The sequence below is a fragment of the Olsenella uli genome, assembly GCF_016899935.1.
Classification (GTDB): Bacteria; Actinomycetota; Coriobacteriia; order Coriobacteriales; family Atopobiaceae; genus Thermophilibacter; species Thermophilibacter uli_B.
In genome coordinates this window covers 71,073-96,624 of the sequence record NZ_JACJJK010000004.1, presented here as the reverse complement: position 1 = coordinate 96,624, position 25,552 = coordinate 71,073, and the positions used below count along the sequence as shown (strand labels likewise).

At 64.2% G+C, this 25,552-nt stretch carries 14 protein-coding genes; 2 read left to right on the top strand and 12 right to left on the bottom strand.

Annotated elements, in window-relative coordinates:
• Positions 1–329 precede the first annotated feature (329 nt).
• The 3 genes from H6A07_RS04770 to H6A07_RS04760 form a co-directional block, all read right to left on the bottom strand.
• Positions 330–2,075 carry an ABC transporter ATP-binding protein gene (locus H6A07_RS04770; protein ID WP_204813782.1) on the bottom strand — a complete coding sequence of 582 codons (1,746 nt, stop codon included), beginning with the start codon at positions 2,073–2,075 and terminating at the stop codon, positions 330–332.
• A gap of 118 nt (positions 2,076–2,193) precedes the next feature.
• Positions 2,194–2,454, bottom strand: coding sequence for a winged helix-turn-helix domain-containing protein (locus tag H6A07_RS04765; protein WP_204813781.1), 261 nt, complete (start codon positions 2,452–2,454; stop codon positions 2,194–2,196).
• Positions 2,455–2,527: 73 nt separating this feature from the next.
• Positions 2,528–11,593, bottom strand: coding sequence for a Spy0128 family protein (locus tag H6A07_RS04760; protein WP_440589992.1), 9,066 nt, complete (start codon positions 11,591–11,593; stop codon positions 2,528–2,530).
• Here H6A07_RS04760 and H6A07_RS10620 point away from each other — a divergent pair.
• Together H6A07_RS10620 and H6A07_RS04755 are read left to right on the top strand one after the other, a co-directional pair.
• Positions 11,507–11,959 (top strand): hypothetical protein, encoded by a 453-nt coding sequence (locus tag H6A07_RS10620; RefSeq protein ID WP_440589993.1) that lies wholly within the window; start codon positions 11,507–11,509, stop codon positions 11,957–11,959. The two genes, H6A07_RS04760 and H6A07_RS10620, sit on opposite strands and share 87 nt — an antisense overlap.
• A 987-nt stretch (positions 11,960–12,946) precedes the next feature.
• Entirely contained in the window at positions 12,947–14,410 is a 1,464-nt protein-coding gene (locus tag H6A07_RS04755; RefSeq protein WP_204813780.1) for an ATP-binding protein, read from the top strand.
• A 200-nt stretch (positions 14,411–14,610) separates the two neighbouring features.
• Here the strand turns inward: H6A07_RS04755 and H6A07_RS04750 are convergent, their stop codons facing one another.
• The 9 genes from H6A07_RS04750 to H6A07_RS04710 all read right to left on the bottom strand — a co-directional run bounded on the left by H6A07_RS04750 (position 14,611) and on the right by H6A07_RS04710 (position 25,539).
• Positions 14,611–15,903 (bottom strand): ATP-binding protein, encoded by a 1,293-nt coding sequence (locus tag H6A07_RS04750; RefSeq protein ID WP_204813779.1) that lies wholly within the window; start codon positions 15,901–15,903, stop codon positions 14,611–14,613.
• Between the two features lie 142 nt (positions 15,904–16,045).
• Positions 16,046–16,780: an NUDIX domain-containing protein gene (locus tag H6A07_RS04745; protein WP_204813778.1), complete on the bottom strand. Its 735-nt coding sequence runs from the start codon at positions 16,778–16,780 to the stop codon at positions 16,046–16,048.
• A gap of 180 nt (positions 16,781–16,960) precedes the next feature.
• Entirely contained in the window at positions 16,961–18,052 is a 1,092-nt protein-coding gene (locus H6A07_RS04740) for an ATP-binding protein (RefSeq protein WP_239471071.1), read from the bottom strand.
• Positions 18,053–18,276: 224 nt separating this feature from the next.
• Entirely contained in the window at positions 18,277–19,566 is a 1,290-nt protein-coding gene (purD, locus tag H6A07_RS04735; RefSeq protein ID WP_204813777.1) for a phosphoribosylamine--glycine ligase, read from the bottom strand.
• Positions 19,567–19,647: 81 nt separating this feature from the next.
• Positions 19,648–20,541, bottom strand: coding sequence for a DegV family protein (locus H6A07_RS04730; RefSeq protein WP_204813776.1), 894 nt, complete (start codon positions 20,539–20,541; stop codon positions 19,648–19,650).
• Between the two features lie 13 nt (positions 20,542–20,554).
• Entirely contained in the window at positions 20,555–21,835 is a 1,281-nt protein-coding gene (locus H6A07_RS04725) for an adenylosuccinate synthase (RefSeq protein ID WP_204813775.1), read from the bottom strand.
• Positions 21,836–22,079: 244 nt separating this feature from the next.
• Complete coding sequence (gene dnaB, locus H6A07_RS04720) at positions 22,080–23,432, bottom strand: replicative DNA helicase (protein WP_239471084.1); 1,353 nt, start codon at positions 23,430–23,432, stop codon at positions 22,080–22,082.
• Between the two features lie 486 nt (positions 23,433–23,918).
• On the bottom strand, positions 23,919–24,443 hold the full coding sequence (gene rplI, locus H6A07_RS04715; RefSeq protein ID WP_204813773.1) for a 50S ribosomal protein L9: 525 nt from the start codon (positions 24,441–24,443) through the stop codon (positions 23,919–23,921).
• A gap of 34 nt (positions 24,444–24,477) precedes the next feature.
• The gene (locus tag H6A07_RS04710; RefSeq protein WP_204813772.1) at positions 24,478–25,539 is read right to left on the bottom strand and encodes a DUF2232 domain-containing protein; all 1,062 of its coding nucleotides are present in this window, start codon (positions 25,537–25,539) and stop codon (positions 24,478–24,480) included.
• Between the last annotated feature and the right edge of the window lie 13 nt (positions 25,540–25,552).

Sequence of the window (25,552 nt, the reverse complement as noted above, 5' to 3'; positions counted from 1 at the left end):
CCGATTCGCAAGTATAGCGCGGGGCGCGGGGAGCCAGCCGCAGGGGCGTAAACGTTCACAAGCTGCTCGTTTGCGGGACGGGGCTGCGTGGGTTCCACGAATCCGGGACCTTGTTCCGGGTGCGTCTAGAAAAACGGGCCCTTGTCCGCCAGGGCGAGAAGAACGGCGTTCTTCTCGGCTCAAATTCTAAGAAACCGGGACCGTACCGCGCCGGATTCCGGGAATCGCCGCCTGTGCGCACCCGCGCCCGCGCAACCCCCGCGTTTTCTAGACGCCGCCGGGACAAGGTCCCGGATTCGCGGATCAGCCAACCGGCCGGCCGCCCCCCGCTACGCGAACTGCATCTCGTAGTAGCGCGCGTACGTGCCGCCCCGGGCGAGAAGCTCCTCGTGCGTCCCGCGCTCGACCACGCGGCCACCCTCGATGGTCGCGATCTCGTCCGCGCGGCGGATCGTGGACAGCCGGTGCGCGATGACCAGCGTGGTGCGGCCGCGCGAGAGCTCCTCGAGCGACTCCTGGACCGCCTGCTCGGACTCGTTGTCCAGCGCGGACGTGGCCTCGTCGAAGATCAGGATCGGCGGGTTCTTGAGGAACACGCGCGCGATGGCGATGCGCTGCTTTTGCCCGCCGGAGAGGTGGCTGCCGCGCTCGCCGACCTGCGTCTCATAGCCGTCCGGCAGGCTCTCCACAAACTCCGCGATGTTGGCGCGGCGCGCGGCGAGGCGGATCTCCGCAGCCGTGGCATCCGGGCAGCCGTAGGCGATGTTCTCCGCGATGGTGCCGTCAAAGAGGTAGACGTCCTGCTGGACCAGGCCGATCGCCTCGCGCAGACTCTTCTGCGTGACGTCGCGGACGTCCTGGCCGTCGATCGTGACCGAGCCCGCGTCCACGTCGTAGAAGCGCGGCAGGAGGGCGCACGTGGTGGACTTGCCGCCGCCCGAGGGGCCCACGAGCGCGATGGTCTCGCCGGGACGGATGTCCAGCGTCAGCCCCCGTATCACCTCATCTTGCCTAAAAGGGGTCTGACCCCTTTTAGGCAAGTAGGAAAAATGTACGTTGTCGTAGCGGATGGCGCCCTCGCGGACCTGCAGCGGCCGGGCGCCCGGACGGTCCTGGATCTGCGGCTGCTCGTCCAGCACCTCGCAGAAGCGGCGGAAGCCCGCGATAGCCTTCTGGAAGGTCTCGGTGAAGTCCAGGATGGACGTGATCGGCGCCGTAAAGAGCGAGATGTAGAGCGCGTAGGTGGCCAGGTCCGCGGCCTCCATCTGCCCCTGCGCGATGAGCCAGCCGCCCAGGACCACCACCACGGTGTTGAGCGCGCCCATCATGACGGCGATGGCGGCCTGGTACCGGCCCATGGCGCGGTACATCCGCGTCTTGGAGTCCAGGTAGGCGTCGTTGGAGCGACGGAACTTCTCGCGCTCCATGTCCTCCGCGGCAAAGCCCTTGACCACGCGCATGCCGCCGAGCGCGTCCTCCAGGCGCGAGTTGACGCCGGAGATGCGCACGCGGTTCTCGGTGTAGACCTCGCGCATGCGCACGTTGGCCCACACGTTGTAGGCCACGAGCAGCGCCGCGATGAGCGCGAGCGCGGCCGTGAGAGGCGCGTTGATGGTCGCAAGTATCACAAAGCTGCCAGCAATCTCCACGATGCCTATCAGCAGGAACTCCGGCCCGTGGTGCGCCGCCTCGGAGATGTCAAAGAGGTCGGAGACCAGCCGGCTCATGAGGTCGCCGGAGCGATTGCGGTCAAAGAACGAGAAGCTCTGGCGCACGTACGCGTCAAAGAGGTCCTCGCGCATGCGGCTCTCCATGCGCGCGCCCATAACGTGACCCCAGTAGATGACAAAGTAGCGACACACGAAGCGCAGCGCGTACATGGCCACGAGGCCCAGCGCCACGTAGGCGAGCACCTGCAGGATGGCGTCCGGCCCCTCGGTGAACAGGCCGCTCGCCAGGCCGCGCAGGATCTGCGGGAAGGCCAGGTCCACGGCCGCCACGGTGACGGCGGCGACGATGTCGATCACAAAGAGGTGCAGCTGGCCGCGATAGTAGGTGAGAAAGCGACGGAACATGGAGCGGTCTCCCGAGTCGGCGCGTGACATACGGCCACGAGGGTACCACGGGCGCGATTGCGGGCGCGCTTCTCGCGCGTGAATTCACAAGCGCCGGGCGAGAAGAACCGCGCGGGCGTCACGCCATGGGGGCGCGGCCCAGACGGTACGCGTTGGCGCCCTGCCCGCCGTCGGCGGTCCAGGTGTGCTCGACCACGAGGTAGCCCTCCTTGCGCAGGTGGGCCACCAGCCGGTCGATCGTCTTCTGGTTGCGGCCCAGTGCCTCGGCGATCATGGCCTTGGAGCAGGGCTCGCCCTCGTGCTCGATGACAAACGCGAGGATGCGGCGCTCCGTCGGCGTCAGGTGGCCCGCGCGCGCGTCCGCTCTGGTGTCAGCCATCTTTTCCGTCCCTTCGTGACGCGCGGCCGACGCCCGGGGACGTCGGCCGCGCTCATCACCTCAAGACTGCCGTCTACCTGTTCTTACGGCGCGTCCAAGCGATCGTTCCGGCCACCAGGGCCACGCCGCCCACGGCGAGGACCGCCGGGAGGGTCGTGTTGGTGGCGTCGCCGGTCTGCGGGAGCTCCGGCTTCTCCGGCTCGGCGGGCTCAGCGGGCTCCACGTAGGTGTTGTGGAACACCGGGAGCGACGCCTCGCCGTTGTAGGTGAGCTCGGACACCGTGAGCTTGCCCTCGCCGCCGTCGGTCACGACAACCTTGACCGCGTAGGTCGTGTCGTCATAGGTCACGCCCTCGGCGTCGCCCGCGACCTCGGAGATCACGTACTCGTACGTGCCGGCCTGGTCAAAGGCGATCGAGTCGAAGCAGAAGCTGCCGTTCTCGTCGTTGGTGACGGTCTGGAGGACGTTGCCGTCCTTGTCGGCCAGCTGGAACTCAAACTCGTCCGCGGCAAGATCGCGGCCCTCGAGCACCTTGGAGCCGCCGAGAAGAACGCTCGTGGGCGCGGCCTCGTAGGTGTTGTGGAAGGTGACGGCGTCAATCGGGTCGCCGGAGGCGTTGGCGAAGTCCCACGTCACGGACATGGTGCCGTTGCCGTTGTCCTTCACGTGCGCCGTGGCCGTGTAGTGGGCGGTGTCGTAGGTCACGCCACCCTTGCTGCCGGGCGCCTCGTAGATGTCGTAGGTGTAGTCGCCGGGCTTGGTGAACTCGATCGCGTCGAGCGCGATGTTGCCCGAGGCGTCATTGGCGCCCTGGGAGACCTGCGCGTCGTTGGCGTCCACCATGACCGCCGTGAACTCGCCCTCGGCCATGTCGCGACCGGTGAGCTCCTTGGTGATGGTGAGGCCGCCGTCAGCCGTGGGCGAGCTGGTCACCGGGTCGACGTTGTACTCGTTGGTGAAGCCGAAGAGCGCGAGGCCGTGATCCTGGTTGGAACTCGTCTCCACCGTGAGGCTGCCGTTGCCGTGGTCGGTCACCGTGACGGTGAAGGTGTCCGTGGAGTTGGGGTCGTTGTCAACACCCTCGACGGAGCCGGTCTCGGTCACCGTATAGGTGAAGGTCTTGATGCGCTCGGCGGACTGGGTGGCGATGCCGTCCTCGGCGTTGGTCACCACGTCCTGGCTGCCCGTGTCGCCGAACACGTTCTCCATCGTGTAGGTGATGTCACCAAAGTCCACGTTGCCCTTGTCGTTGGTGGCGGTCTTCTTGCCGTCCGTTGTGCCCTCGGGCATCGGGGCGCCGTCGGAGCCGGTCAGCGTGAAGGTGAACTTGCCGTTGATGTCAGGAGCGCCGGCGAGGCCGTTCGTCTTGTAGCCCTTGACGCCGTTGATGCGGATAGTCGCCTGGCCCTGCTCGCCCTCACCGTAGGTATTGCGGAAGGTGAGACCGTCCGCATCATCGGGGTAGGCCACGTCAAAGCCGAGCGTGCCGTCGCCGTTATCGGTCACTGTGACCTCAACCTGGAATCCCCTAACGTCAATCGCGGAAACGCCCTCGGCGAGCTTCGCAGTGTCCTCGGTCACCCTGTACTGATAGACGTAGGTGTTGTCCTCGGTGCCAAGGTTGGCAAGGCCGTTCTGGACGTCCTTCTGCATCTGCTGCGTGCTGTAGCTGATGCCGCTGAAGGTGATGTTGCCGTCGGCGTCGTTATAGCCGTCGGAAACAACGTTGTCCGGATCGGCCACATTGGCCACCGTGAAGTGGAACTCACGATCCGTCATCGGGCGGTTGGTCAGTTGCTTGGTGGCAACGATTCTCGTCTCACCCTCGCCGCCGAGCTCGCCGGAGACGTTATAGGAGTTCTCGAACGGGATGTATGCGGCCACGTTCTCGGTGTCGTCATTGTTGTCGTAGGTAAACGTCTTCTCGAAGCTACCGTCGTTTGCCTTGACGTTGGTGTACACCTCGATGCCGCCCTGACCGTCATCATTGGTGGTGATGGTCACGGTGTAGACCGTGTCATCGTAAGTGTAGCCAGCGGGAACCGGGTCGGGCTTAACCTCCTGCACCGTATAGGAGTATTCCTTGCCCTCGTCTCCCTGGTTGAACATCAGCTCACCCTTGCCGTCGAGCATGGCGACACTACCCACCGAAGACAGTCCGTCCTCGGAGGTGGTGCCGTTCTTGACGGTCAGGGTCTCGCCACCCTCAGCGATGCCCAGCTTGGTGGCGGACTCAGAATCAGACGGAGTCACCGTGAAGCTAAACTCGCCCATCTCGTGGCCCACAAGGGTCTTGACGATGCTGATGCCAGCCTCTGCACCGTTGTAGTCGAGCTCGCTCGCGTACTCGTTGGTGAAGACGTTGTTGGTAACTGTGACACCTGTGGTGTAGCCACCCTGATCGTTGTCGACCACCGTCACCTTGACCTCAGCCTCGTTCGTCGAGTAGGTGATGCCAGCGTTTTTGCCCGGAACCTCGGTCACCTTATAGGTATAGGTGCCCTCGGTGTCGTAGGTAATGTTTCCGAACGAGAAGGTCGCCTGATCGTTACCCTCCGCGTCCTCGCCGGTCGCAGCGTCAACCGTTACCTCGGTCGGGTCGGGCATCGGCTGTTGATCAAGCTCGATACCCGCATCGTTGGAGACGGGCTCAATCTTGAACGTGAACTTATCCCCGTCCCATGCCTTACCGTCGAGCACCTTGGTCAGCTGAACATCGGCAGTACCGGTGTCAACATCCGTGGAGCCGGCATCGTATGTGTTGGTGAAGATGGCGCCGGTCGTCGGAGCGGTGTCGGTCTCCTCGTTCCATTCGGCCTCGCCGCTCGTCTCGACGCGAACGTGCTCGGTAAAGGTTCCGTCCGCATTCTGCTGCTGCTCACTCGTCACCTTGGCGGTCACGTAGTGCGTAGAGTTGTCGTAGGTCACACCGTTGATCGTTTTTCCTCCGTTGACCTCAGTAATCGCGTAGCGATAGGTGTAGCCAACGTTGTCCTTCGTGAACGGCATCTCGCCGAAGGTCACATCACCACGAACGATGTTGCCAGTGTCCTCGGCCGCCTTGGGGGCGTCCGTGGTGTCTTCCATCGTCCAATCTGCATCGACGTTAGGATCGGCGTTCGCGTCGTTGGCAGCCCAACCAGCAAACTCCATGTGGAACGTGAACTCACCGTCCGCCATGTTCGTCTCACGGTCCTTCAGGACCTTGAACGCGTTGAAGGTGATGTCGACCTCGTCGGACGAGTACTTGTTGGTGAACGTGACCTCGTTGCTACCGGTCAGTTCGGTCCAGGTACCGTCGGCGTTGCGCTTCGTATACGAGCCCTTAGCGCTCATGGTGCCGTCACCGTTATCGGTAACCACAACCGTCAGGCGGTATACGGTCTGGTCGTAGCTCACGCCCAGGATGCCCGAGCCGGCCTCGGAGACGTTCGGGTTGGTCTCGCGGATGAGATAGCGGTAGGTGCCCGGCTTGGTGTAGGTGAAGGTGTCGTCCGCATCTTGTCCGGGAACGATGTCCTCACCCGGGTAGCGCTCGTCAGTGAAGGTGAACTGCGCAGAATTGTCGGTCACCCTGGAACCATCGTTGTCGCCCGGGCGGATGGTATCGGAAGTTGAGGTCGGCATGGTTGCTGCAACCTCACCGTCAGCCATCGCGGAGCCATCGACGTTGTCACCACGGCCGGGGGTCAGCGTGAAAGTGAACTCGTCGCCTGGCTCCCAGTTTCGGCCATCGAGGACCTTGTTGCCCTGGAGCTGGAAGCGGGCGGCGCGGAACATGGCCGGCTGGAGCTTGTAGACATTCTCGAACTCGGGGTTGTTGCCATCGATGCTGTCGATGTAGAGCGCGCCCTCGCCGCTGTCCTTGACGTGGACCGTCACCTCAGCGGTGTCGGTGTCATACGTCCAGCCACCGTGGGTCGTCTCGGTCGTCTCATCGATCACGAACTTGTAGTCGCCCGCTGCGGTGAACGTAATGCCGTCGAACGTCTTGGTCTCGGTTGCGCCGTTCTTGATGGCTTCAGAGGTGGTAACCGTCATGCCGTCGAAGGGGGTCTTGTCCTCGCCCGTTCCCTCGAACACGTTGGAACCATCCTGGCCCTGTGCCAGGTTCAGCGAGAAGTCGAACGCCTCAATCGCGTCGTGGCCAGTTACCTTCTTGGTCACCTGAATGCCGGTCGTCGCGTCATCACCAGTCGTTACCTCGGCGGGCACGTACTTGTTGGTGAAGGCGGCGGCGTCCTGCACGGCCTTGTCGGTGTCAGTCGTAGCCTTGGAGTTATCGTAGGTCACCGTGGCGTCGAGCTGACCGTCGTAATCGGTATCGGTCACCGTAACGGTCACCGTCACGGAATGCTCGTCGTAGGTCCAGCCCTTGCGGTCGGAGCCACCGTTGAAGTCGGTCGCGCCGTTCTCGGTCACGGTGAACTGGTAGGTACCCTCGGCCTTGAACTTGATCGCACCGAAGGTCGCAGTCTTGGACTGCGCCTGGGTCACGCCGTCGGCGATGGTGGTCTGAGTGTCATACGGGCTCTCAACAGCCTCGACGTTGTTCCGCTTGGAATCGTCCTCATCGACCAGAGCGATGTCAAAGGTGAAGTCGGCCGTGGAATCAGCGCCTGTCACGGACTTCTTTACCGTGATCTGCTGCTCGGCGCCCTCGCCGCCCACGACAACAGGCTCCGCCTCGTAGCGGTTGGTCACCTGGACGGGGCTGCCAGAAACGCTGGCGATGTGCAGGTTGCCGTCGTACTGGTTGTCCTCGTTAAGGTCGCTCACCGTCACGGTCACGGTCTTCGGCGTAGTGTCGAACGTCCAGCCGTCATCGGCGGTAGGCGCGTCCTCGGCCACCTCGAACGTGTAGGTGCCGGGCTCGGTGAACGTGATGTTGCCGAAGGTCACCGTCTGGCTGTCGTCCTGCGTACCGTCCGCAGCATCCTGGTTGATGACGCCGTTGGTGCTCACATGGGCAACCCATGCGTCACCTTCCTGCGTCAGGCCCTCGGAGATGCCGGACTTGTTGTCGCTCGTCAACTTCAGCGTGAAGCTGTAGTTCACGTCCGCAGGCGAAGGCGCACCCGCCACGGTCTTGGTGACCTGGATCGGGTTGCCCGCATCCTCACCGATGGTTACGGAACCGGGATTGTAGTCGTTCACAAAGCCGAAGGTCGGCGCGGCGTAGCCGTCAGCGTCGGAGTTGGCATGGTCAACCACAACCTCGTTCTCCGGCTCTCCGGCGGCTTTCATGGTCTTGGTGACCGTGGTCACGGTGTGCATGGTGCCGTTGCCGTTGTCTACGACCTCGATCTCGACCTTGTACTGAGACTTGTCGTAAGTAACACCGTCAATCGCCTGTCCCTCGGCGGGGTCGGCCTCATCCACGGTGAACGTGAAGGTCTTGCCGGCGTCGTCCTGATCGAACTTCAGGCTCTGCAGCTTGTCCATGGTCACGATGCCGTCCACGGCAGCGGCCGTGTTGGTGAAGCTGGCATCGGCATCGGTCACCAGCTCAGCAGCCTCGCCCTCGCCGGTGATGGTGAAGGTGTAATCACCCTCGGCCATCGTGCGGTCCAGGATCTGCTTGGTCACCTTGATGCCGCCGGCACCGGTCGCGCCGTAGTCCATATTGGACTTGTAGGTGTTGGTGAACACGGCCTGGTCGGTCTCGTCATGACCCTGGTTGGAGTAGGTCACGTCAGCGACAAGAGCGCCCTGCTTGTTGTCGGTCACGTTGACAGTAACCGTGCAGATGTTCTTGTCGTAGGTCAGACCGCTGCCGTCCTCCGGCTCGCTACCATCGGCAGCCACCTCGTTGACGGTGAAGGTGTACTCACCGGTCTGCGGGAAGGCCAGGTCGCTGAAATTGAAGGCCATGTCGTCATCGCCGGCGGAAACCTTTGCGGTCTCCGGGTTCTGCAGCACGGTCACGTACGCGTCGCCATCATCGGGGTCGACCGTCGCTGGGCCACCGGTCTGGGTCAGCTGGAAGTAGAAGGTCTCGTCCTCCAGCATGTCGCGGCCAGTCAGAGTCTTGGTGCCGTGGATGGCATCCTCGCCCTTAAGCGTGGCGTCCGTCGGGTCATAGGTGTTGTTGAACACGACCTCTTCCGGCGTCATGTTCGGCGTGGCCACGATGACCGTCTGGTCCGGGTGCTCCGGATCCTCAGCCTCGGTCACAGCCACCTGCACCGTGTGCGTGGTCGTGGTGTCATAGCTCATGCCGGATTCCTTGCCGGCGAGCTCGGTCACCTCGTACACGAAGGTCTTGCCCACGTCGTTGCCGTCATAGCTGATGGTTGGGAAGCCGAAGCCGTAACCGGTGTTGGTGGTGGTAACGGCGTGGTTCGCGTCGGCGCCCACAGGCATCGGCACGTCGGCGGCGGCGATGGTGTAGCCGCTCGTCGAGCCGGCGGCAGTATCGAAGCCGCCCACGGCCTTCAGCTGGAAGGTGAACTTGTCGGCATCAATCGGGTTGCCGCCGGTGGTGTCGGTGTAGTTCTTCGTACCGTCGATGTTGGTGGTGCCGTTGTCCACGTCGTAGTTGTTGGTGAACACCACGGTGTTGCTGGTGATGGTGGGCTGCTGATCGGGTCGCTCGCCATCGTCATTCAAACGCTGCTCGATGGTCACCGAGTCGACCGCCAGGTTGCCCGTGCCGTTGTCCGTCACCGTCACAATCGCGCGATAGCGGGCGGCAGAATAGTCGATGCCGTCGATCGGGTTGATGTCGTTGTGCTCGGTGATGGCATACCGGTACTCGCCAGGCTTGGTGAAGGTGATGTCACCGAAGGCCGCCGTGTGATTCGGAGTCTCGTCGGTCACGGTGACGGTCGTCTGTTCAGGCTCAGGAGCGGTCTCGCCCGTCGCCACGTTGGCGAGGCCGTCGATCTCGAACGTGAACTCGTCGGTGGCGCGCCAATCGCGACCGGTCAGGTTCTTCTGCACCTGCAGCGTAGCCTTGGTGTTGAGGTTCACCGAAGCGGCGTTGTACGTGTTCTTGAAGGAGACCGACTGCTGGCTGCCAGCAACGATGGCACCCTCGACCTTGCCGTCGGTGGTATTGGCACCGTCGCCCGTAGAGCTATCGGTTGTGGTGAAGCCGTTGCTGTTGGCACCCTGCTCGGTCACCGTGTAGGTGGTGCCGGCGGGCAGACCCGTGATCAGCACGCGCTCGTCGGGCGTGATGCTTACGGTACCGTTGTTGGAGATGGTGTCCGTGCGAACGGGGTCAGCGCCGGCACCGTACACGGCGTAGTTGTAGGTACCACTCAGGGCCGTGCCGCCCTCGGTGGCAAGAGACACCTGGAACGTGAAGGTGTTCTTGGAGGTCTTGGTGCTGTCGGAGGCGTTGCCCCAGTCAACTTCCTTCTTGATCTCAAGGTCGCCAGGAGCGGGACGCGAGAGCTTGCCGTTGTTGCCCAGCGCCTGGGACACGGTGCCGTCGCCGTTCCACGAGGGAACGAGCACGCTGCTGGCGGTGCCGGTGGCGTTGCCGCCCTCGAAATCCTCCTTGTTGGAAACCAGCGTGCTGGGACGATCGGCGCGCTGGGTGTGGGCAGGCATGTATGCCTGGCCCTGCCAGTCGTACTGAATCTTGCTGAAGTCGGAGCCGTTGCGATCGACAACCACACCCGTCGTCGTCTCAGACGTGACGCCGTTCTCGGTCTTCCAATAGGTGTCGGCGTAGTAGACGGTGTCGTAACGGCCGATGTTGTTGCTCGTGGCGCGCGTCTGGCAGGCCTCGTCCACATACAGCGGGGTGTTCTCTGTGTAGTAGTAGAACTTGTTCCCCTCGCTGGGCGTGAACGTGGCCGTGGTCAGGCCGCTGGCAGAGTTCTCCGCAAAGGCGTTGGAATAGAAGTCGAGCGTGCCGTCCTCGGAGACTTCCACGTTGTTCAGGATGTCCTGATAGGTATCGCCCGATGCGGAATCCAGAGCCGTCTTTGCATCAGCCTTGAGCGTCACGCCGTAGAACACGCGCACGGGGTATGCCGCCTTCACGGTCATGGTGCCGTTGTCGGTGTCCACGTCATAGTGGCGCATGGGCAGCAGCGACGCCGGAAGGGTCACGGTGATCTTGTCGCCTACCGAAAGGTCGGTGCTGCGCTCGACCCTCACCACGATGTCGGAAAGGTTAGCCTCACCGTACACCTCGTTGCCACCGACCGTCTGGTCGGCGAAGTGATAGATGTCAATGTTGTCTTCGGTAGCCTTGCTCTCGCTAGTGTAAATCTGGTCACCATAGGCGAGTTGAATCTTGTCCGCACCCGCACCGGTGCCCGTCACCTGCATGTAGTTGCCAAGCTGGTCCTCGAACGTGAGCGTACCGGGATTGGTGTTGCCCTGCGAGGTGGTCTCCTCAATCGGCGAGCCAGAACCGATGCCCTCGGTAATGGACGAGGTGATGTCATCGAAGACCTGGCTCAGCTGATCAGCGTCGCCCGCCGCGAAGTAGTAGTCGGGAGCGTCCTCGCCTTGAGCGCCCTCAGCGCGGTCGCCCAAATTGAGGTCGCTAAAATCATTGGTCTGTTGCCACTCATACTCAGGATTCCACCACTCGCCAACATTTACGTTGGAAGCGCACTCCGCATCCTTGTAGTTGCTGGAAACGGCGTTCATATACCTGTTGAAGTTGCCAGTCGTGTCACTCGGATTCGCGCCTTGGAACACACCGATGCTATAGATCTGCGCGCCCGTCGCCTTGATATCGTGCGCGTAGTTGATAGCCCGAGCAGCCACATCGCCCTCCCAAGAGCTGCCGCTCGTAGGGTTGCCGTCAGTGAAGAAAATGACAATTTTCTTCGCGTTTGAACGCGCACCAGTGGTGTCGCCCTCGCCGGTCAGTACACGCTGCGCTTGATGCAAACCATAATCTGCGCGGGTTGCACCTTCACCGTAAAGTCTATTAATGGTGTTCTTGAGCGTCGAAGAGGTAGTGCTGGTATACGCAGTCAGGTCGGACACAACCTGGGAATTGTTGTACCCCTGCCAATTGGTTCCGTTCCCGATAGTGTTGCTCTCATCGCTGGCGAACTTAACCAGCGAGATGCGATGCTGCTGATTGGGATCGCTGATGTCGTCGTTCAGGGCAGCAACCGAATCGACGAACGTATTCGCGGCGTTCTGCAGCGCCTCCATCTTGTTGACGCTTTTCGTCACACGCTGATAGAACTGAACGTGAGATCGGTCGTCGTCCCAGCGGTTCTGGATGGGCGTATACTGCGTGCCATCATCAGATGCCCAATAGCGGTTCCAGTAGTCGCCATGGGCTTCGACAGCAACGTACTCGCCATCTACCAACACATAATAGGTGCGATTGCCATTGAGGTTCTGTCCGTAAATCTGCTCATAGGTAGTAACAGACCCCATGCTGTCACCCTGGCCGTTATCCATCGAGCCAGAGGTGTCGACAACCAGCACAATGTCGAGCGGCGTGGTGGTTGTCGTGGTGGTCTTGAGGTTGGAGGTGGAGGAGAGAGCCGAGAGACTCACCAAGAAGTCTGAGTCGTTGCTCTTGTTAACCGTCTGGCCGCTCAGATCCTCGCTGCCGCTGAACGTGTAGTTGCCGTTGAACACGCTCTTGTCGGTCCAGATGCGGCCCACATTCTGCGTGGAGGTCACGCCGCCGGGGTTGGTGAAGTTCTCCCACGTGCCAGAGGTGTTGGGATCCACCACCGTGGTCCCGGCAGCACCCGCCACCTGGTTGAAGCCGACGACCGCGCCCACGACCACGGCACCGGCAACCAGCAGTGCGCCGACGCCGGCGAGGCCCTTCTTCAGCTTCTCAGAAAGAGGCCCGTTCCCGGTCCTGAAGTGCTTCAGATGTCCTCTGGAAGCAACCCTCCCCCGGTTGGTGTGTTTCATGTGCTGCATTCAGAACCTCCCGAACACCCGACCCCACGCACAGATATGGCAGGGCCCACAGAACTAGACTCGTGACAGTCTAAACCAACCGTCGAGAGTTTCCTGTTAGATTTCGGTTAGCTAGGTGGTACTTTCGTAGCAGAACCGCAGGTAGATTAGCTGCTATATACCCTCCCCCACATCAGGGTTCTTCTCGTGTACCTCTGATGCGCATCTCAATGTGTCTTAGGAATCTGCAATTCCGTTGTTCTTATCGGCAATCCGTTTACCTTTGAGAACATACTTTTCAGCAGCGATTAAGTATTCAGGTTTTATATAGATTGCAGGAGGGTCCCTAAATGGGGCAGGGGCCTCGTTTTGCATCTTCGACAAACGGTGCCTCAACGTCACTTCTCCGAAACACATAGAATCTTCATAGCGGGCGTCAAGGCCCGAGAAGGGCACCTCGGGAGCGATTCTCTATATCACTCACTATCATTCTCGTGTCACCAAAGGCGGATCGGCCGGAAGTACACAGCTCTGACCTGCGGATTTGCGGTTCTTCTCGCGCGTAGTGCCTTGAATTCTCTTTATCAGCTCTATATCATCTCTATATCAATCCGCATCGTGGACCCTTCCGGAGGCACCATGAGCGACGAAACCATGAACGAGCTTCTTCTCTCGCTCTCACAACTGCCCGAGGAGACCGAGTGGCTCGAGTTCAAGACGGACAACCAAGACCGCATCCCCATCGCACGGGACATTTCCGCTCTTGCGAACTCCGCCGCCTATTGCGGGAGAGACTGCGCCTATAAGATCTGGGGTGTTGCCGACGGGTCGCATGAGCTTGTGGGAACGGAGTTTCGTCCCCTCAGCATGAAGGTGGGCAACCAGCTCCTGCCCATCTGGCTCAAGCGCGTCCTTTCCTCGAACGTAACCTATGAGTTCTCCGAGACCCATCTGGACGGCAAGCGCCTTGTCATCCTCACCATCTGGGCCGCCGTGCGCCAGCCGGTGACGTACGAGGGCGTGGCCTACATTCGGGAGGGCTCCAGCACCACGCGTCTTGAGAGCGGCTCCGAACGCGAGGCCGAGCTCTGGAGGCGTCTGCAGACTCGGGACTTTGAGGGACTCGCCGCCAAAGAGGACGTCCGCGCGGACGAAGTCGGCGACCTTCTGAACTTCGAGGCGTACTATGACGCACTTGGCCTGCGGCCCCCTTCTGACGCCAACGCTGTTCTTGGTGACCTTGTGTCTCAGGAACTTCTTCTTGCGCAGGACAACGGGCGGTACTCTATCTCGAACCTCGGAGCGCTGCTCATTGCCAAACGCCTCACCGACTTTCCCGGGCTGCGGCGACGTCAGTTGAGGGTCGTGCGGTTTGATGGGACGTCGAGGCTGGCGATCATCGACGACCGCTTCTTTGACGAGGGCTATGTGACGGCGCTGCCCGCGGCCGAGGAGTTTCTCATGTCCGTCACCCCCGCGCACGAGGAGCTTGAAGGCATGTATCGACGGGTGCGAAGCGCCTTTCCTCGGGCGGCCGTGAGGGAGCTGCTTGCCAACACGGTGATTCACCAGGATCTCTCCAACACGATGCAATATCCCGAGGTTCATGTCTTTGAGGACCGGCTCGAGTTCTCCAACCCGGGCACGCTGCTCGTTCCGGAGGAGCGCATTCTCAACGCGCTCCCCAAGACGCGCAACGGGCGGCTCGTGGACATGCTGAGGCTCATGGACATCTGCGAGGAGGAGGGCACGGGCTGGGACGTGACCATCGAGGCATGCGAGGCCGCGCACCTGCTCTCCCCGGAGATTCGCTCCGTCGAGGGCGAGGGGACCACCGTCACGCTCTTCTGCGGGGGAGGATTTGACCGGATGACCAAGCGGCAGCGCATGGCGGCCGTCTACTGGCACGCGTGCCTGATGTTCGCGCAGCGCTCGTCCATCAGCAACCAAAGCGTGCGCGAGCGGTTTGGGCTGGACGACTCGCAGAAAAGCAGGCTTGCGGTGTCGCGGCTCATTCGCGAGTGCTGTGAGCACGGGCTCATCAAGGACGAGGACCCCGACGCGGGGAGCCGTTATCGGAGGTACGTTCCGGCGTGGAGCTAGGGGCGCGCGCGGGTCTGGACGCGGGCGCGAGCGTGAATCTGGGTGGTTCTCTATATCACTCACTATCATCTTCGCGTCAGCGGGAGCGTGTTGAACGAAGAGGCAAGGCCCTGACCTGCTTCTTTGTGGTTCTTCTCGCGCGTGGTGCCCTGAATTCTCTTTATCAGCTCTATATCACGTATATATCAAAGGGCATGTCGCTACGCAGTGAGCTCAGTAATCGGCGCCACGAGCACCCCTTCAGGAGTGCGGTAGCAATAATCGGTCTTTCCCACGAGAACCAGGAGAAAGCTTGGCTCGGGGTTCCTTGCCGCTGGGTTTGCGGAGACCTTGTTTCTTAGTCTCAATAGGCTGGCCTGAGCTTCCTCGACCTTGTTTGCCCCCAGCTTGATCTCGATCGCTCCCCAGCGTCCGTCGCGAAGCTCGATGACGGCGTCAACCTCAAGGCCGTCCGCGTCACGGTAATACGAAAGAGAGTCTGGGTGGGACCCTTCCAGCACCGAGGCGTACACCCGCAGGTCACGAAGACAGAGTTCCTCGAAAAGCTGCCCGAAGAGCTGCGTGTTGTCCAGAAGCGTCGTTCTGTCCACGCCCAGCAAGCTCGCCGGAAGGGACGGGTCGGCAAAGCAGTGCTTGGGCTTGGTTCTGAGCCGACTGGGAGATTTGATGGGAGCATCCCACCCATGCAGCTCACAGACCACGTAACGTCCGAGGAAATAGTCGAGGAACGCTCGGACGCGACGCTCGTTTGCGTCACGAGAGGTCCCGGCCCTTTCACTGAGACCCATGTCCTTGGCAAGAACTCTGAGCGTAACGGCGCTGCCCACATTTCTTGCAAGGGAGCGGAGGAAGCTTCGGAGCTCGCGCTCCGTTCCCGGGGCACGAACATCGTCCTTTGCAAAGAGCGCGTCAAGATACTGCTGAGGAATCAACGTCGCCAGATCATCCGGAAGGTCAACCGAGGCAGGCCAGCCACCCCGACAGATAGACGATGCAAGCTGGTCGAGGCTCGTCTCCACCGGGCGGCTCTCAAACCTGCCGTCAAACAGACCCCTGAGAGAGACCGTCCCGTTTGACATTCCGAGTTCCGCGAGGGACATCGGCCACATCCTCAGGCGGGATATTCGCCCAGACCCCGTATGGTGCACCTTGTTCTTAGCCGGCGAAGATGACCCCGTGAGGATGAAGAGGCCTCTTTGGGAGGGGGACGCGTCAACCTTGTTCCGCACAAGATCCCATATCGAGGGAATCTCCTGCCACTCATCGATGATGTGAGGTGCGGCTCCCCGTAGGACCGCCTCGGGATCTATCTCGGCGAGCGAGCGGGCCTGGGGATTGTCGAGGGTCACACGGCTGGCGCCATGCGCGCGTGAGGTCCAGGTTTTTCCCGACCACATGGTGCCCGTGATCTCCACGGCACCAAATGCAGCAAGATGCCGGTCGACAACTTGGTCGATTAAGCGGGGAATGTATGGGGCGCCATCTATGTCCATGCTACACCTTCGTCAAGTACGTTTTTCGAGCTATCCTAGCATGAATCCCGAAAATGTAGTGGGGTTGAGCCCGAAAATGTAGTGAGTTTTCCCCGAAAATGTAGTGGGGTTGAGCCCGAAAATGTAGCGGCGACAGGGGGTGCTACGCCTCCTCCTCCGGCTCCGGCGCGAGGCGGTGCATGACGGAGTCGCAGATGAGCGCGCCCACGACGGTCTTGGCGTCCTCGATGCGGCCGTCCAGCACGGCGTCCACGAGCTCGTCCAGCGGCACGAGGTCCACGTTGATGAACTCGTCGGCGTCCGGCTCGGAGCGAGAGAACTCGAGGCCGGTCGCCATGTAGATGTGGATGAGCTCGTCGCAGAAGCCGTCCGAGGTGGCGATGGTGGTCAGGAAGGCGATCTTCTCGGCGGACATGCCGGTCTCCTCGAGGAGCTCGCGGCTGGCGCACTCGAGCGGATCCTCGCCGGGGGCGAGCTTGCCAGCGGGAATCTCCACGGTCACGCGGCCGAGCGCGGTGCGGTACTGGCGCACGAGGCAGATGCGGCCGTCCTCGGTGAGCGCGACGATGGCGACGGCGCCGGGGTGGCGCACCACGTCGCGAATGGCCACGCGGCCGTCCGGCAGCTCGACGCGCAGGCGGTCCACGTTGAAGATGCGGCCGGTCCAGGCGACGTCCTCGGTGAGGGGCTTCTCGGCAAGGGAGGCGTCACGCGGGTCGTCGTCGCCGAGGACCAGGTCGCGCTCCTCGGGCGCGCCGGAGAGGTGGTCCAGGCTGGAGCGGTCGCCGTCGTAGGTGAAGGCGGCCACGGACTCGCGCATGTCGTCGATGGCGGCTTCCTGCGTGTTCTTCTCAGCGCGCTTGCTGGTATCTGACATGGGTCCTCCTCGGGACTGTCGCTTTTCTCGCTCCATGATAGGGCAACGGGGCGCGCGGGCGGCGGGGCGGGTCCCATGCGCCGGCACTCGTGAATTCACGAGAGGGGGTTCTTCTCGGCTTCTGACGAAAAACGGGCCGCACGTGAATTCACGTGCCGGCATCCGCAGCGCAGGCGAAGCTCAGTCCGACAACGCCAGCTCGTCGTGATGCTCGCGCAGGTAGTCGCGCATATAGGGGATGGCAAACGTCGCGCGGCCATAGCCGACCTGCTCGATGAGCGCGGCGTCGAGCAGGCGCTTTCGGTATGTCCCCACGTCACGCGCGCTGCAACCCATCTGCGCGGCAACCTCTCCGCTCGAGACGACCTCGCCCTCGCAGGCGGCCATCGCGAGAAGGTACTCGATCTGCCTCTGGGGCAGGCGCCGCAGGGCGGGCTCTATCACCATCTCATCAAAGCTCTTGCGGGCAACGGCGATTCCCCTGCGCGCGTCCGCAAGTTCGATCGTGTCCGATTTCCTCCGCGCGCTTGCCTGCCACGTGTAGTACCCCACGAGCTGGACCATGAAGGGATACCCCACGGCGGCGTCGGCAAGAAGGCGCGACACACCTGGGGCCGCCGTGCCGCCAGACTGGCGAATCGTCTCCTCGAAGGACGCCTCAACCTCATCGGTGCCGAGCTTGGTCAGCTCCACGCGCCGCGCCCTCTGGAGGAAGGTCAGCGTCTCCACGCCGACCGCCCCGTCAACTGCGGCGGGAAGCCCCGCAAACGCAAAGGCGACGTTTGCCCCACGGCGAATCAGCAGCTGGACCTCGTTTCCCAGCGCGCGAAGCTCGTCGATTTGCGCGTCCTGAATCTCGTCGAGCGTGACGAGCAGTCCGCCGCACTTTGCGACGGCGAGCATCGCCTCGCCGAGCTCCGTCGAGGGCCTGGCCAGCTCTGCCGAACCCAGGCTCACGCCTAGGATCGAGGGTGCAATCGTAAGGGACTCGACCTTTCTCCGCTCCTGCAGCGCATGCAGGATCCGCTCACAGAACTCGGGGTTTGAGGCCACGTCAACCACGGTCATGCCCCTCGAGCGGGCGATGTCTCCCAGCGCATTGAGGAGAACCGTCTTGCCGACGCCGCGGACACCGGAGATGCGCATCAGACGATCGGGCGCGCCAGGACCGTTCTCGAGCGCCTCCGAGAAGTCATCGAGGATCATGTCTCGGCCGATGAGCTCGGGAGGATTCATGCCGGCCGTTGGCTTAAACGGGTTGATCCTTCGCATCCCCTGCCTCCTCTCCACGTCCCGCTGGTTCAGGGCGAAGGTTGTCAAGTTTAACAAAGGTTGTCAAGTTTAACAAAGGTTGTCAAGTTTAACAGGAGGCCGGGGACGCGCTGCACGCGGATTCACGGGCAGGGGTTCTTCTCGGCTTCTGGCGCAAAACGGGCCGCACGTGAATTCACGTGCGACCCGTATCGCCGCCACAAGCCGAGAAACCCGTGCGCTCGCTACCGCTTGATCGCGCGCGCGCCGATGTCGCTGCGGTACGTCTTACCCTCGAAGTCGATGAGCTCGCAGGCGGCGTAGGCGCGCTCGCGGGCCTCCTCGAACGTGGGCGCCACGGCCGTGACGTCGAGCACGCGACCGCCGGCCGTGACGAGCGTGCCGTCCGCCGTGAGCGCGGTGCCGGCGTGGTAGACGGTCACGCCGTCGAGCGCCTCGGCGCGGTCGATGCCGGTGATGACCTTGCCCTTCTCGTACGCGCCGGGGTAGCCCGCCGAGGTCAGCACCACCGAGACCGCCCAGTCGTCGTCCCAGGAGACCATGTCCTCGCGCAGGGTCCTCGCGTCGCATGCGAGAAAGAGCTCCACGAGGTCGCCCTTCATGCGCGGCAGCACGACCTGGGTCTCCGGGTCGCCGAAGCGCGCGTTGAACTCCAGGACCTTGGGGCCCTCGGAGGTGAGCATGAAGCCGCCGTAGAGGCAGCCGGAGTAGGTGATGCCCTCCTCGGCGAGCTCGGCGACCACCTTGCGCTCGATCTCCACCATCGCGGCGAGCTGCTCGGGCGTGACCAGGTGCTCGGGCACCGGCGAGTAGACGCCCATGCCGCCCGTGTTGGGGCCCTTGTCGCCGTCGAGCGCGCGCTTGTGGTCCTGCGCGGTGGCGAGCGGCACCACGGTCGTGCCGTCGGTGAGCGCGAGCAGCGAGCACTCCGGGCCGTCGAGGGTCTCCTCCACCACGACGGTAGCGCCGGCCTCGCCGAACGCGCCCGAGAAGCACTCGTGGACGCCTGCCAGCGCCTCCTCGGTGGTCTTGGCCACGATCACGCCCTTGCCGGCGGCCAGGCCGTCGGCCTTGATCACGATCGGCGCGCCCTCGCGGCGCACGTAGTCCGCGCAGGTCTCCTCGTCGGTGAAGCTGCGGTAGGCGGCCGTGGGCACGCCGGCGCGGCTCATGACCTGCTTGGCGAACTTCTTGGAGCCCTCCATCTGGGCCGCGTCGCCGTTGGGGCCAAAGCACGCGATGCCCGCCGAGCGCACGGCGTCGGCCACGCCGGCCACGAGCGGCGCCTCCGGGCCGATGACCACGAGGCCGATCTGGTGGGCTCGGGCCCACTCGGCCACGGCGACCGGGTCCTCCGCGTCCAGGCCCTCGACCTTCTGCGCCATGACGTCCATGCCGCCGTTGCCCGGCGCCACGTAGAGCTGTCCGGCGTGCGGGGACTCCGCCAGCTTGGCGAGAAGCGCGTGCTCACGTCCGCCGGAGCCCAGGAGCAGGATGTCGACCTTCTTGTTCATGAAAACCTCCTTGTTCGGGCCCTGCGGGGCCGTCTTTGCGTCGTGGCGCGTGAGGCTTGGGCTCACGCGCGGAGCTCAGCGTCAGGGGATCCTGCGATTTTGTTCGTTTTGTTCGTCGATGCCCGTCGGGGCGGCGTCCCGCGAGCCCAAGCCTGCCAGCGCGGCCTCGTCGCGGCAGTAGACGGACTCGGGCGCCATGGCCACGGCCACCGATCCCTGGCCAAACGTTTCCTCGGTGAGCGCGCTCGTGTGCACCGTGCCCAAACAGCGCGTCACGGCGCCGGACTCGGCCAGGGCGCGCTCCACGGCGCGCAGGGCGCGGACGTTCTTGGAGGCGGTGAGGGCGTGGACGAGCGAGCCCTCGTTCTCGGACACGGCGGCGACGGCGCGGGCCAGCCGCCGCGCGAGGACCTCGACGTCGTTGTTGCGCGCGAGCTGCGTGACGTTGCCCTGCGAGAGCAGGTAGAGGCCGCGCTCGCCGGTCATGCGCACCCGCAGGGTCGCGGCGGCACGGCCGATCAGCCCGCCGCGCGTCCGGTGAGAGCGGCGCGAGGCGGCGAGCCGGGAGGACGGAGCGGGCACCACGAGCAGGCGCACGTGGGAGGCGAGCGCCTCCAGCCCGGCGACTGCGTCCTCAAAGGCAACGCCCAGGTGACGATAGCGCGCGGCCCGGTCGATCAGCATGCCGGTCGCGGCCGACGCGGCCCCGGAGTCGACCACGCGCACGTCGACGACGTCCTCGCAGCTCGCGGCCGCCGCACGGGCGTCCAGCACGACCGGCGAGAAGGACGCGGACGAGTGGATCGACACCACGTGCGCGAACCCATCCTCGGCGAGCGCGCGATACGCGCCCTCCAGCGCGGCCGCCGCGCCAGGACCGTCTGGCCGCACGAGCCGGACGCGCGCCTTGCCCAGGAACCCCTCGGACAGGTCGCACGTGTCGTCGCAGACGATCGCGAAGTCCTTCTCGGCCACGCGGGCCTCCCGCCTAGTGCCAGTAGCGGTCGATGGTCTGCTCGCGGTCCGGGCCGACGGTGATGATGGAGACGCGCACTCCCGCCAGCTGCTCGAGGAAGTCGATGTAGTCCTTGGCCTCGCGCGGGAGCTGGTAGAAGTTGCGAATGCCGGAGATGTCGCACTTCCAGCCGGGCAGGGTCTCGTAGACCGGCTTGGCGTGGTAGAAGACGCTCTGGTGCTCGGGCACGGTGCGGTACTCCACGCCGTCGCACTCGTAGGCCACGCAGACCTTGATCTCGTCCAGGCAGCCGAGGACGTCGAGCTTGGTGATGGCCAGGTCGGTGAGGCCGTTCACGCGCGCGGCGTAGTTCACCACGACGGCGTCGTACCAGCCGCAGCGGCGCTTGCGCCCGGTGGTCACACCGTACTCGTGGCCGACCTCGCCGAGCTTGTCGCCCACCTCGTCGAAGAGCTCCGTGGGGAACGGGCCCGAGCCCACGCGCGTGAGGTAGGCCTTGGCCACGCCGAGCACGCGGTCGATGTTGGTGGGGCCCACGCCGGAGCCGGTGACGGCGCCGCCGGCGGTGCAGTTGGAGCTGGTCACGAACGGGTAGGTGCCGTGGTCGATGTCCAGCATCGTGGCCTGCGCGCCCTCAAAGAGGATGTTCTTGCCGCTCTCGAGCTGCTCGTTCAGGAAGAGGCTGCTCTCCACGATGTAGGGGCGGATGCGCTCGGCGTAGGGCAGGTAGGTCTCGCAGATCTGCTCGACGGTGTAGGTGGGCAGCTCGTAGACCTTCTCGAGGATGGGGTTGGTATAGGCGAGCGCGCTCTCCAGCTTCTGGCGGAAGATCTTCTCGTCCAGCATGTCCTGGATGCGCAGGCCGGTGCGGTTCATCTTGTCCATGTAGCAGGGGCCGACGCCGCGCTTGGTGGTGCCGATGAGGTTCTTGCCGAGCTTCTTCTCGTGCGCGCCGTCGAGGTCCTTGTGGTAGGGCATGACGATGTGCGCGTTGCCGGAAATCTTGAGGCGGTCGGCGGAGATGCCCTGCTCGGCGAGCATGTCAATCTCCTGGAGCAGGATCTCCGGGTCCACGATGCAGCCGTTGCCGATCACGGGGTAGGTGCCCTCGTACATGACGCCGGAGGGGACCTGGTGCAGCGCCAGCTTCTTGCCGTTGGCGATGACGGTGTGGCCGGCGTTGGCGCCGCCGGCGTAGCGGCAGACCACGTCAAAATCGCCGGAGATGAGGTCTGTGACCTTGCCCTTGCCCTCGTCGCCCCACTGAGTTCCCACGAGCACCGATGCCGACATGTGCGCCCTTTCGTCGCGATTCACATTCGGGCTCATTATACGGCAACGTGCGGTTTTGCCGCAGCCGGCGGGCGTTCGCAAGAATCTTGGGCGGCGCTTTCATCGAGTCTGTAGTTTGGCAGGCTCCCCACGAATACAGACTCGACGAGCAACGCTCTGACCTGCGAATCTCCTGCCGATCGTCGAGTCTGTACTCGGGGCCTCCGCCAAAAACTACAGACTCGACACAATCGAGGCCCAATCTCTAGTCGTGGAAGCTGTCGACCTCGACGAACTTGGTGGAGCCCGGCAGGAACGTGAGCGGGATGTCCGCGAGCGCGCCCGAGCGGTTCTTGGCGATGATGAAGGTGGTCTCGTTCATGGCCGGGCGGTCCTCGCGCGCGGCCTCGTCCTCGTTCATCGAGCGGTCGAGCAGCGCGACGATGTCCGCGTCCTGCTCGATCGAGCCGGACTCGCGCAGGTCGGAGAGCTGCGGCCGCTTGCCGGTGCGGTTCTCCACGGTACGGTTGAGCTGCGAGAGCGCCACGACGGGCACGCCGAGGTCCTTGGCCATGATCTTGATGCCGCGGCTCATCTCGGAGACCTCCGTCGCGCGGCTGTCCGCCCGGCGCTGGCCGGCCGGCGGGGAGATGAGCTGCAGGTAGTCCACGATCACGAGGCCGAGCTCCTTGCCGCGCAGGATGCGGCGCGCCTTGGCGCGGATCTCCGTCACGGTGGTGCCGGGCGTGTCGTCGATCACGATGTCCAGCTGGGAGAGGTCGTTGGTGGCCTGCAGGATCTGCGGCCACTGCTCGTTTCTGATGTTCGCCGAGCGGATCTCCTGCAGGCCCACGCGCGCATTGGCCGCGAGCAGGCGCTGCGCGATCTCCACCTTGGACATCTCGAGCGAGAAGAACGCCACGGAGGCCCCGGCAAAGGCCGCGTTGGTCATGAGGTTGAGCGCGAACGACGTCTTGCCCACGCCCGGGCGCGCGCCGATGACGACCATCTGTCCCGGCCGCAGGCCGAGCAGGCACTCGTCGATCTTGGGGAACCCGGTGGAGACGCCGAGCACGCGGTCCTTGTTGGCCGCGTTGGCGCCGAGCTCCTCGTAGAGGTCGCTCATGATCTCCTCGAGCGACTGTTCGCTCGAGCGAACGTCGCGGTTGGTGACGTCGAGCAGCATCCGCTCGGCGCGGTCCACGACCTCCTTGGTGTCCTCCGGCGCGTCAAAGGCGAGCGCGGTGATCTGCGCGGAGGCGTTGATCATGCGTCGCAGCGTGGTGTCGCGGTGGAGCATCTCCACGTGGCGCCGCCAGCCCACGAGCGCGAGCGAGTTGTTACCCAGGCCCAGCAGGAAGCTGCGGCCGCCCACGCGCTCGAGCTCGCCGGTTGACTTGAGGTAGTCGGCGAGGGAGATGGTGTCCACGGGGAGGTTCTTGTCGAACATCTCCCTCATGGCGGTGAAGACCGTGCGGTGCGAGGGCAGGTAGAAGTCGTCCGGCTCGAGGGCGATCAGGCACTCCTGCAGCGCGTCGGCCGAGACCATCATGGCGGAGAGGACCGAGGCCTCGGCCTCCACGTCCTGGGGCATGGCCGCGCCGCTCTCCACCGTCATGCGCGTGGGGTTGACGTCGTAGTCGCTCAAGTCCTCTCCTCCTGCTCTCTCGCGTCTGACCATTCTAGCGCGCCGGGCGAGAAGGACGCGACATGGGCGGGACGCGTCTTCTCGGCGGTTGTCAAGGGGTCATTTTGGCGGCGGGCGCTCTTCTACACTGAGCGTCGCAAATCCGTGTGGCCTGAACGGGGAGTTTGCTCTCTTTCAACGTTTTCAACAACTTTTTTTCTCGCCCTTTGGCCATGTTTTCGACTGGTTTTCAACATTTCCGCGCGCGGAGAAAACGTGGCGGAGGGAGCCGACGGGCGCAGCCGGGCGCTCCCCGCGAGCTACAAAACCGCAGGTAGACAGTGGTATGCTCTCAAAGGCCCACAGAAACGCCCCGGTCAGACGCGTGCTGACCGGGGCGTTTGCTTACCTCGCGCTGACCTGCGGTTATTGTAGAAACCCGCAGCTCAGAAACAGGTGCGTCGAAAAGTGCCCGAGCTACTCGGCGGACTCCTCGACGACCTCCTCGACCTCGGGCTCGGCGGCAGCCTCGTCCTCGGCCTCGGCGGTCTCCTCCTCGGTCACGCCCACGAGGACGTTGACCGTGGCCGTGATCTCACGGTAGAGGTTGACCTCGACGGCGTGCTTGCCGGAGGTCTTGATGTTGTTGCCGCGGCCGACGCGCTTGCGGTCGACCTCCAGGCCGAGCTGGGCCTGGATGGCATCGGCGATCTGCGCGGGGGTGACGGAGCCGAAGAGCTGGCCCTCCTCGCCGATCTTGGCGTCGACGGTCACCGACTTGCCGTCGAGGGCCGCCTTGGTGGCCTCGGCAGCGGCGATGCGCTCGGCCTCGCGCTTCTCGATGTTGTGACGACGCTCCTCGAGCTGCTTGATGTTGCCCGGGGTGGCGGGCTGGGCGATCTTGTTGGGGAACAGGTAGTTCTCCGCGAAGCCCTGGGCGACGTCAACGACGTCACCCTCGCCGCCCTTGCCCCGAAGCTCACTCAAGAGAATGACCTTCATGAGACACTCCTTCGTTCGGCCGGTCTCCCGGCCGCTAGTCCTTCGTCGTCGTGCCCGCGTCCGCAGCGGCCGAGCGCGCGCCTCGCGGGAGGCGGCGGAAGTTGGCCCAGACGTCCACGAGGCCGACGACGGTCAATACGACGAACTGTACTTCCAGATAGAGCGCGACGACGCCCACGAGCGTCGAGGCGACCGTCCCGAGGCCCTTGCCCCGCACGAGCCACGCGAGGACGGCGAGCCCCTGCGCCGTGAGGGCAAACCTCACGGCCATGGCCACGTTCGCCGAGACGGCGAGCGCGACCTGCGAGACCGTGCCGTCAACGGAGACCGCCAAGGCGATGCCGGCGACCGAGGCCACGAGGAGGGCGACCACCCACAGGGGCACGTCGAACTCCGCGAGGCGCAGCGGGCGCTCGACGGGGCTTCCCGCCCGCGAGGCCGCGACGGCCGTGCCGACGAGCGTCGAGACGCACGAGGCGAGCGCCGCCAGGACGTACGCGACGGGCCAGAGCAGGCCGACGGCGGCGAAGACCAGGTCGACCTGGTCGGCCGCGCCGACGAGCATGCCGGCGAGCTGCTGCCGGTAGGCGTCGAGCAGGGCCCGGACGCCGTCGGACAGCGTGAAGCCGCTGGCCAGGGCGACGAGCTCGTCCGAGGCGAGAAGGGCGGCCGCAGCCAGGCCGACCGTGGCGCAGAGCGCGCCGGAGGTCAGGCGGCGGGAGGCCGTCATCTCGCAGACCGCCAGGGCGACGAGGCTGGCGACGACGGCCGAGGCGGCAGTCGAGACGCCGGTCGCGAGGCCCAGGGCGACCGCGGGGACGAGCGTGGCGGCGAGGCAGCCGAGACGGGCGCGACGACCGCCCTCGGGGGCGACGAGCAGGTACCCGTACGCCACGAGGGCGGGCCCGACGAAGGAGAGCGTCGAGCTCGCCACCGCGCCGCCGAGCGCGCAGAAGAAGAGCCCGGCGGGAAGCGAGAGCGCGGAGCGCCGCTCGTCCCCTCCCTGGCCGCGAGGCACGATGCCCCGCTCCTCGCGCGCTGCCCCCGCGACGCCGTGGGGCGCCGGGGGTCGGCGGTTGTCCGTCCAGCCGGCCATGGCCTGCGCTCTG

Excerpts from the sequence above, each read along its gene's own strand:
- purD (WP_204813777.1), bottom strand. The coding sequence starts at position 19,566 with ATGAACAAGAAGGTCGACATCCTGCTCCTGGGCTCCGGCGGACGTGAG.
- dnaB (WP_239471084.1), bottom strand. The coding sequence starts at position 23,432 with ATGACGGTGGAGAGCGGCGCGGCCATGCCCCAGGACGTGGAGGCCGAG.
- H6A07_RS04710 (WP_204813772.1), bottom strand. The coding sequence starts at position 25,539 with ATGGCCGGCTGGACGGACAACCGCCGACCCCCGGCGCCCCACGGCGTC.
- H6A07_RS04740 (WP_239471071.1), bottom strand. The coding sequence starts at position 18,052 with ATGCGAAGGATCAACCCGTTTAAGCCAACGGCCGGCATGAATCCTCCC.
- H6A07_RS04725 (WP_204813775.1), bottom strand. The coding sequence starts at position 21,835 with ATGTCGGCATCGGTGCTCGTGGGAACTCAGTGGGGCGACGAGGGCAAG.
- H6A07_RS04760 (WP_440589992.1), bottom strand. The coding sequence starts at position 11,593 with ATGGAGGCGCTGCAGAACGCCGCGAATACGTTCGTCGATTCGGTTGCT.
- H6A07_RS04745 (WP_204813778.1), bottom strand. The coding sequence starts at position 16,780 with ATGTCAGATACCAGCAAGCGCGCTGAGAAGAACACGCAGGAAGCCGCC.
- H6A07_RS04755 (WP_204813780.1), top strand. The coding sequence starts at position 12,947 with ATGAGCGACGAAACCATGAACGAGCTTCTTCTCTCGCTCTCACAACTG.
- H6A07_RS10620 (WP_440589993.1), top strand. The coding sequence starts at position 11,507 with ATGCTGCTGATTGGGATCGCTGATGTCGTCGTTCAGGGCAGCAACCGA.
- rplI (WP_204813773.1), bottom strand. The coding sequence starts at position 24,443 with ATGAAGGTCATTCTCTTGAGTGAGCTTCGGGGCAAGGGCGGCGAGGGT.
- H6A07_RS04765 (WP_204813781.1), bottom strand. The coding sequence starts at position 2,454 with ATGGCTGACACCAGAGCGGACGCGCGCGCGGGCCACCTGACGCCGACG.
- H6A07_RS04750 (WP_204813779.1), bottom strand. The coding sequence starts at position 15,903 with ATGGACATAGATGGCGCCCCATACATTCCCCGCTTAATCGACCAAGTT.
- H6A07_RS04770 (WP_204813782.1), bottom strand. The coding sequence starts at position 2,075 with ATGTTCCGTCGCTTTCTCACCTACTATCGCGGCCAGCTGCACCTCTTT.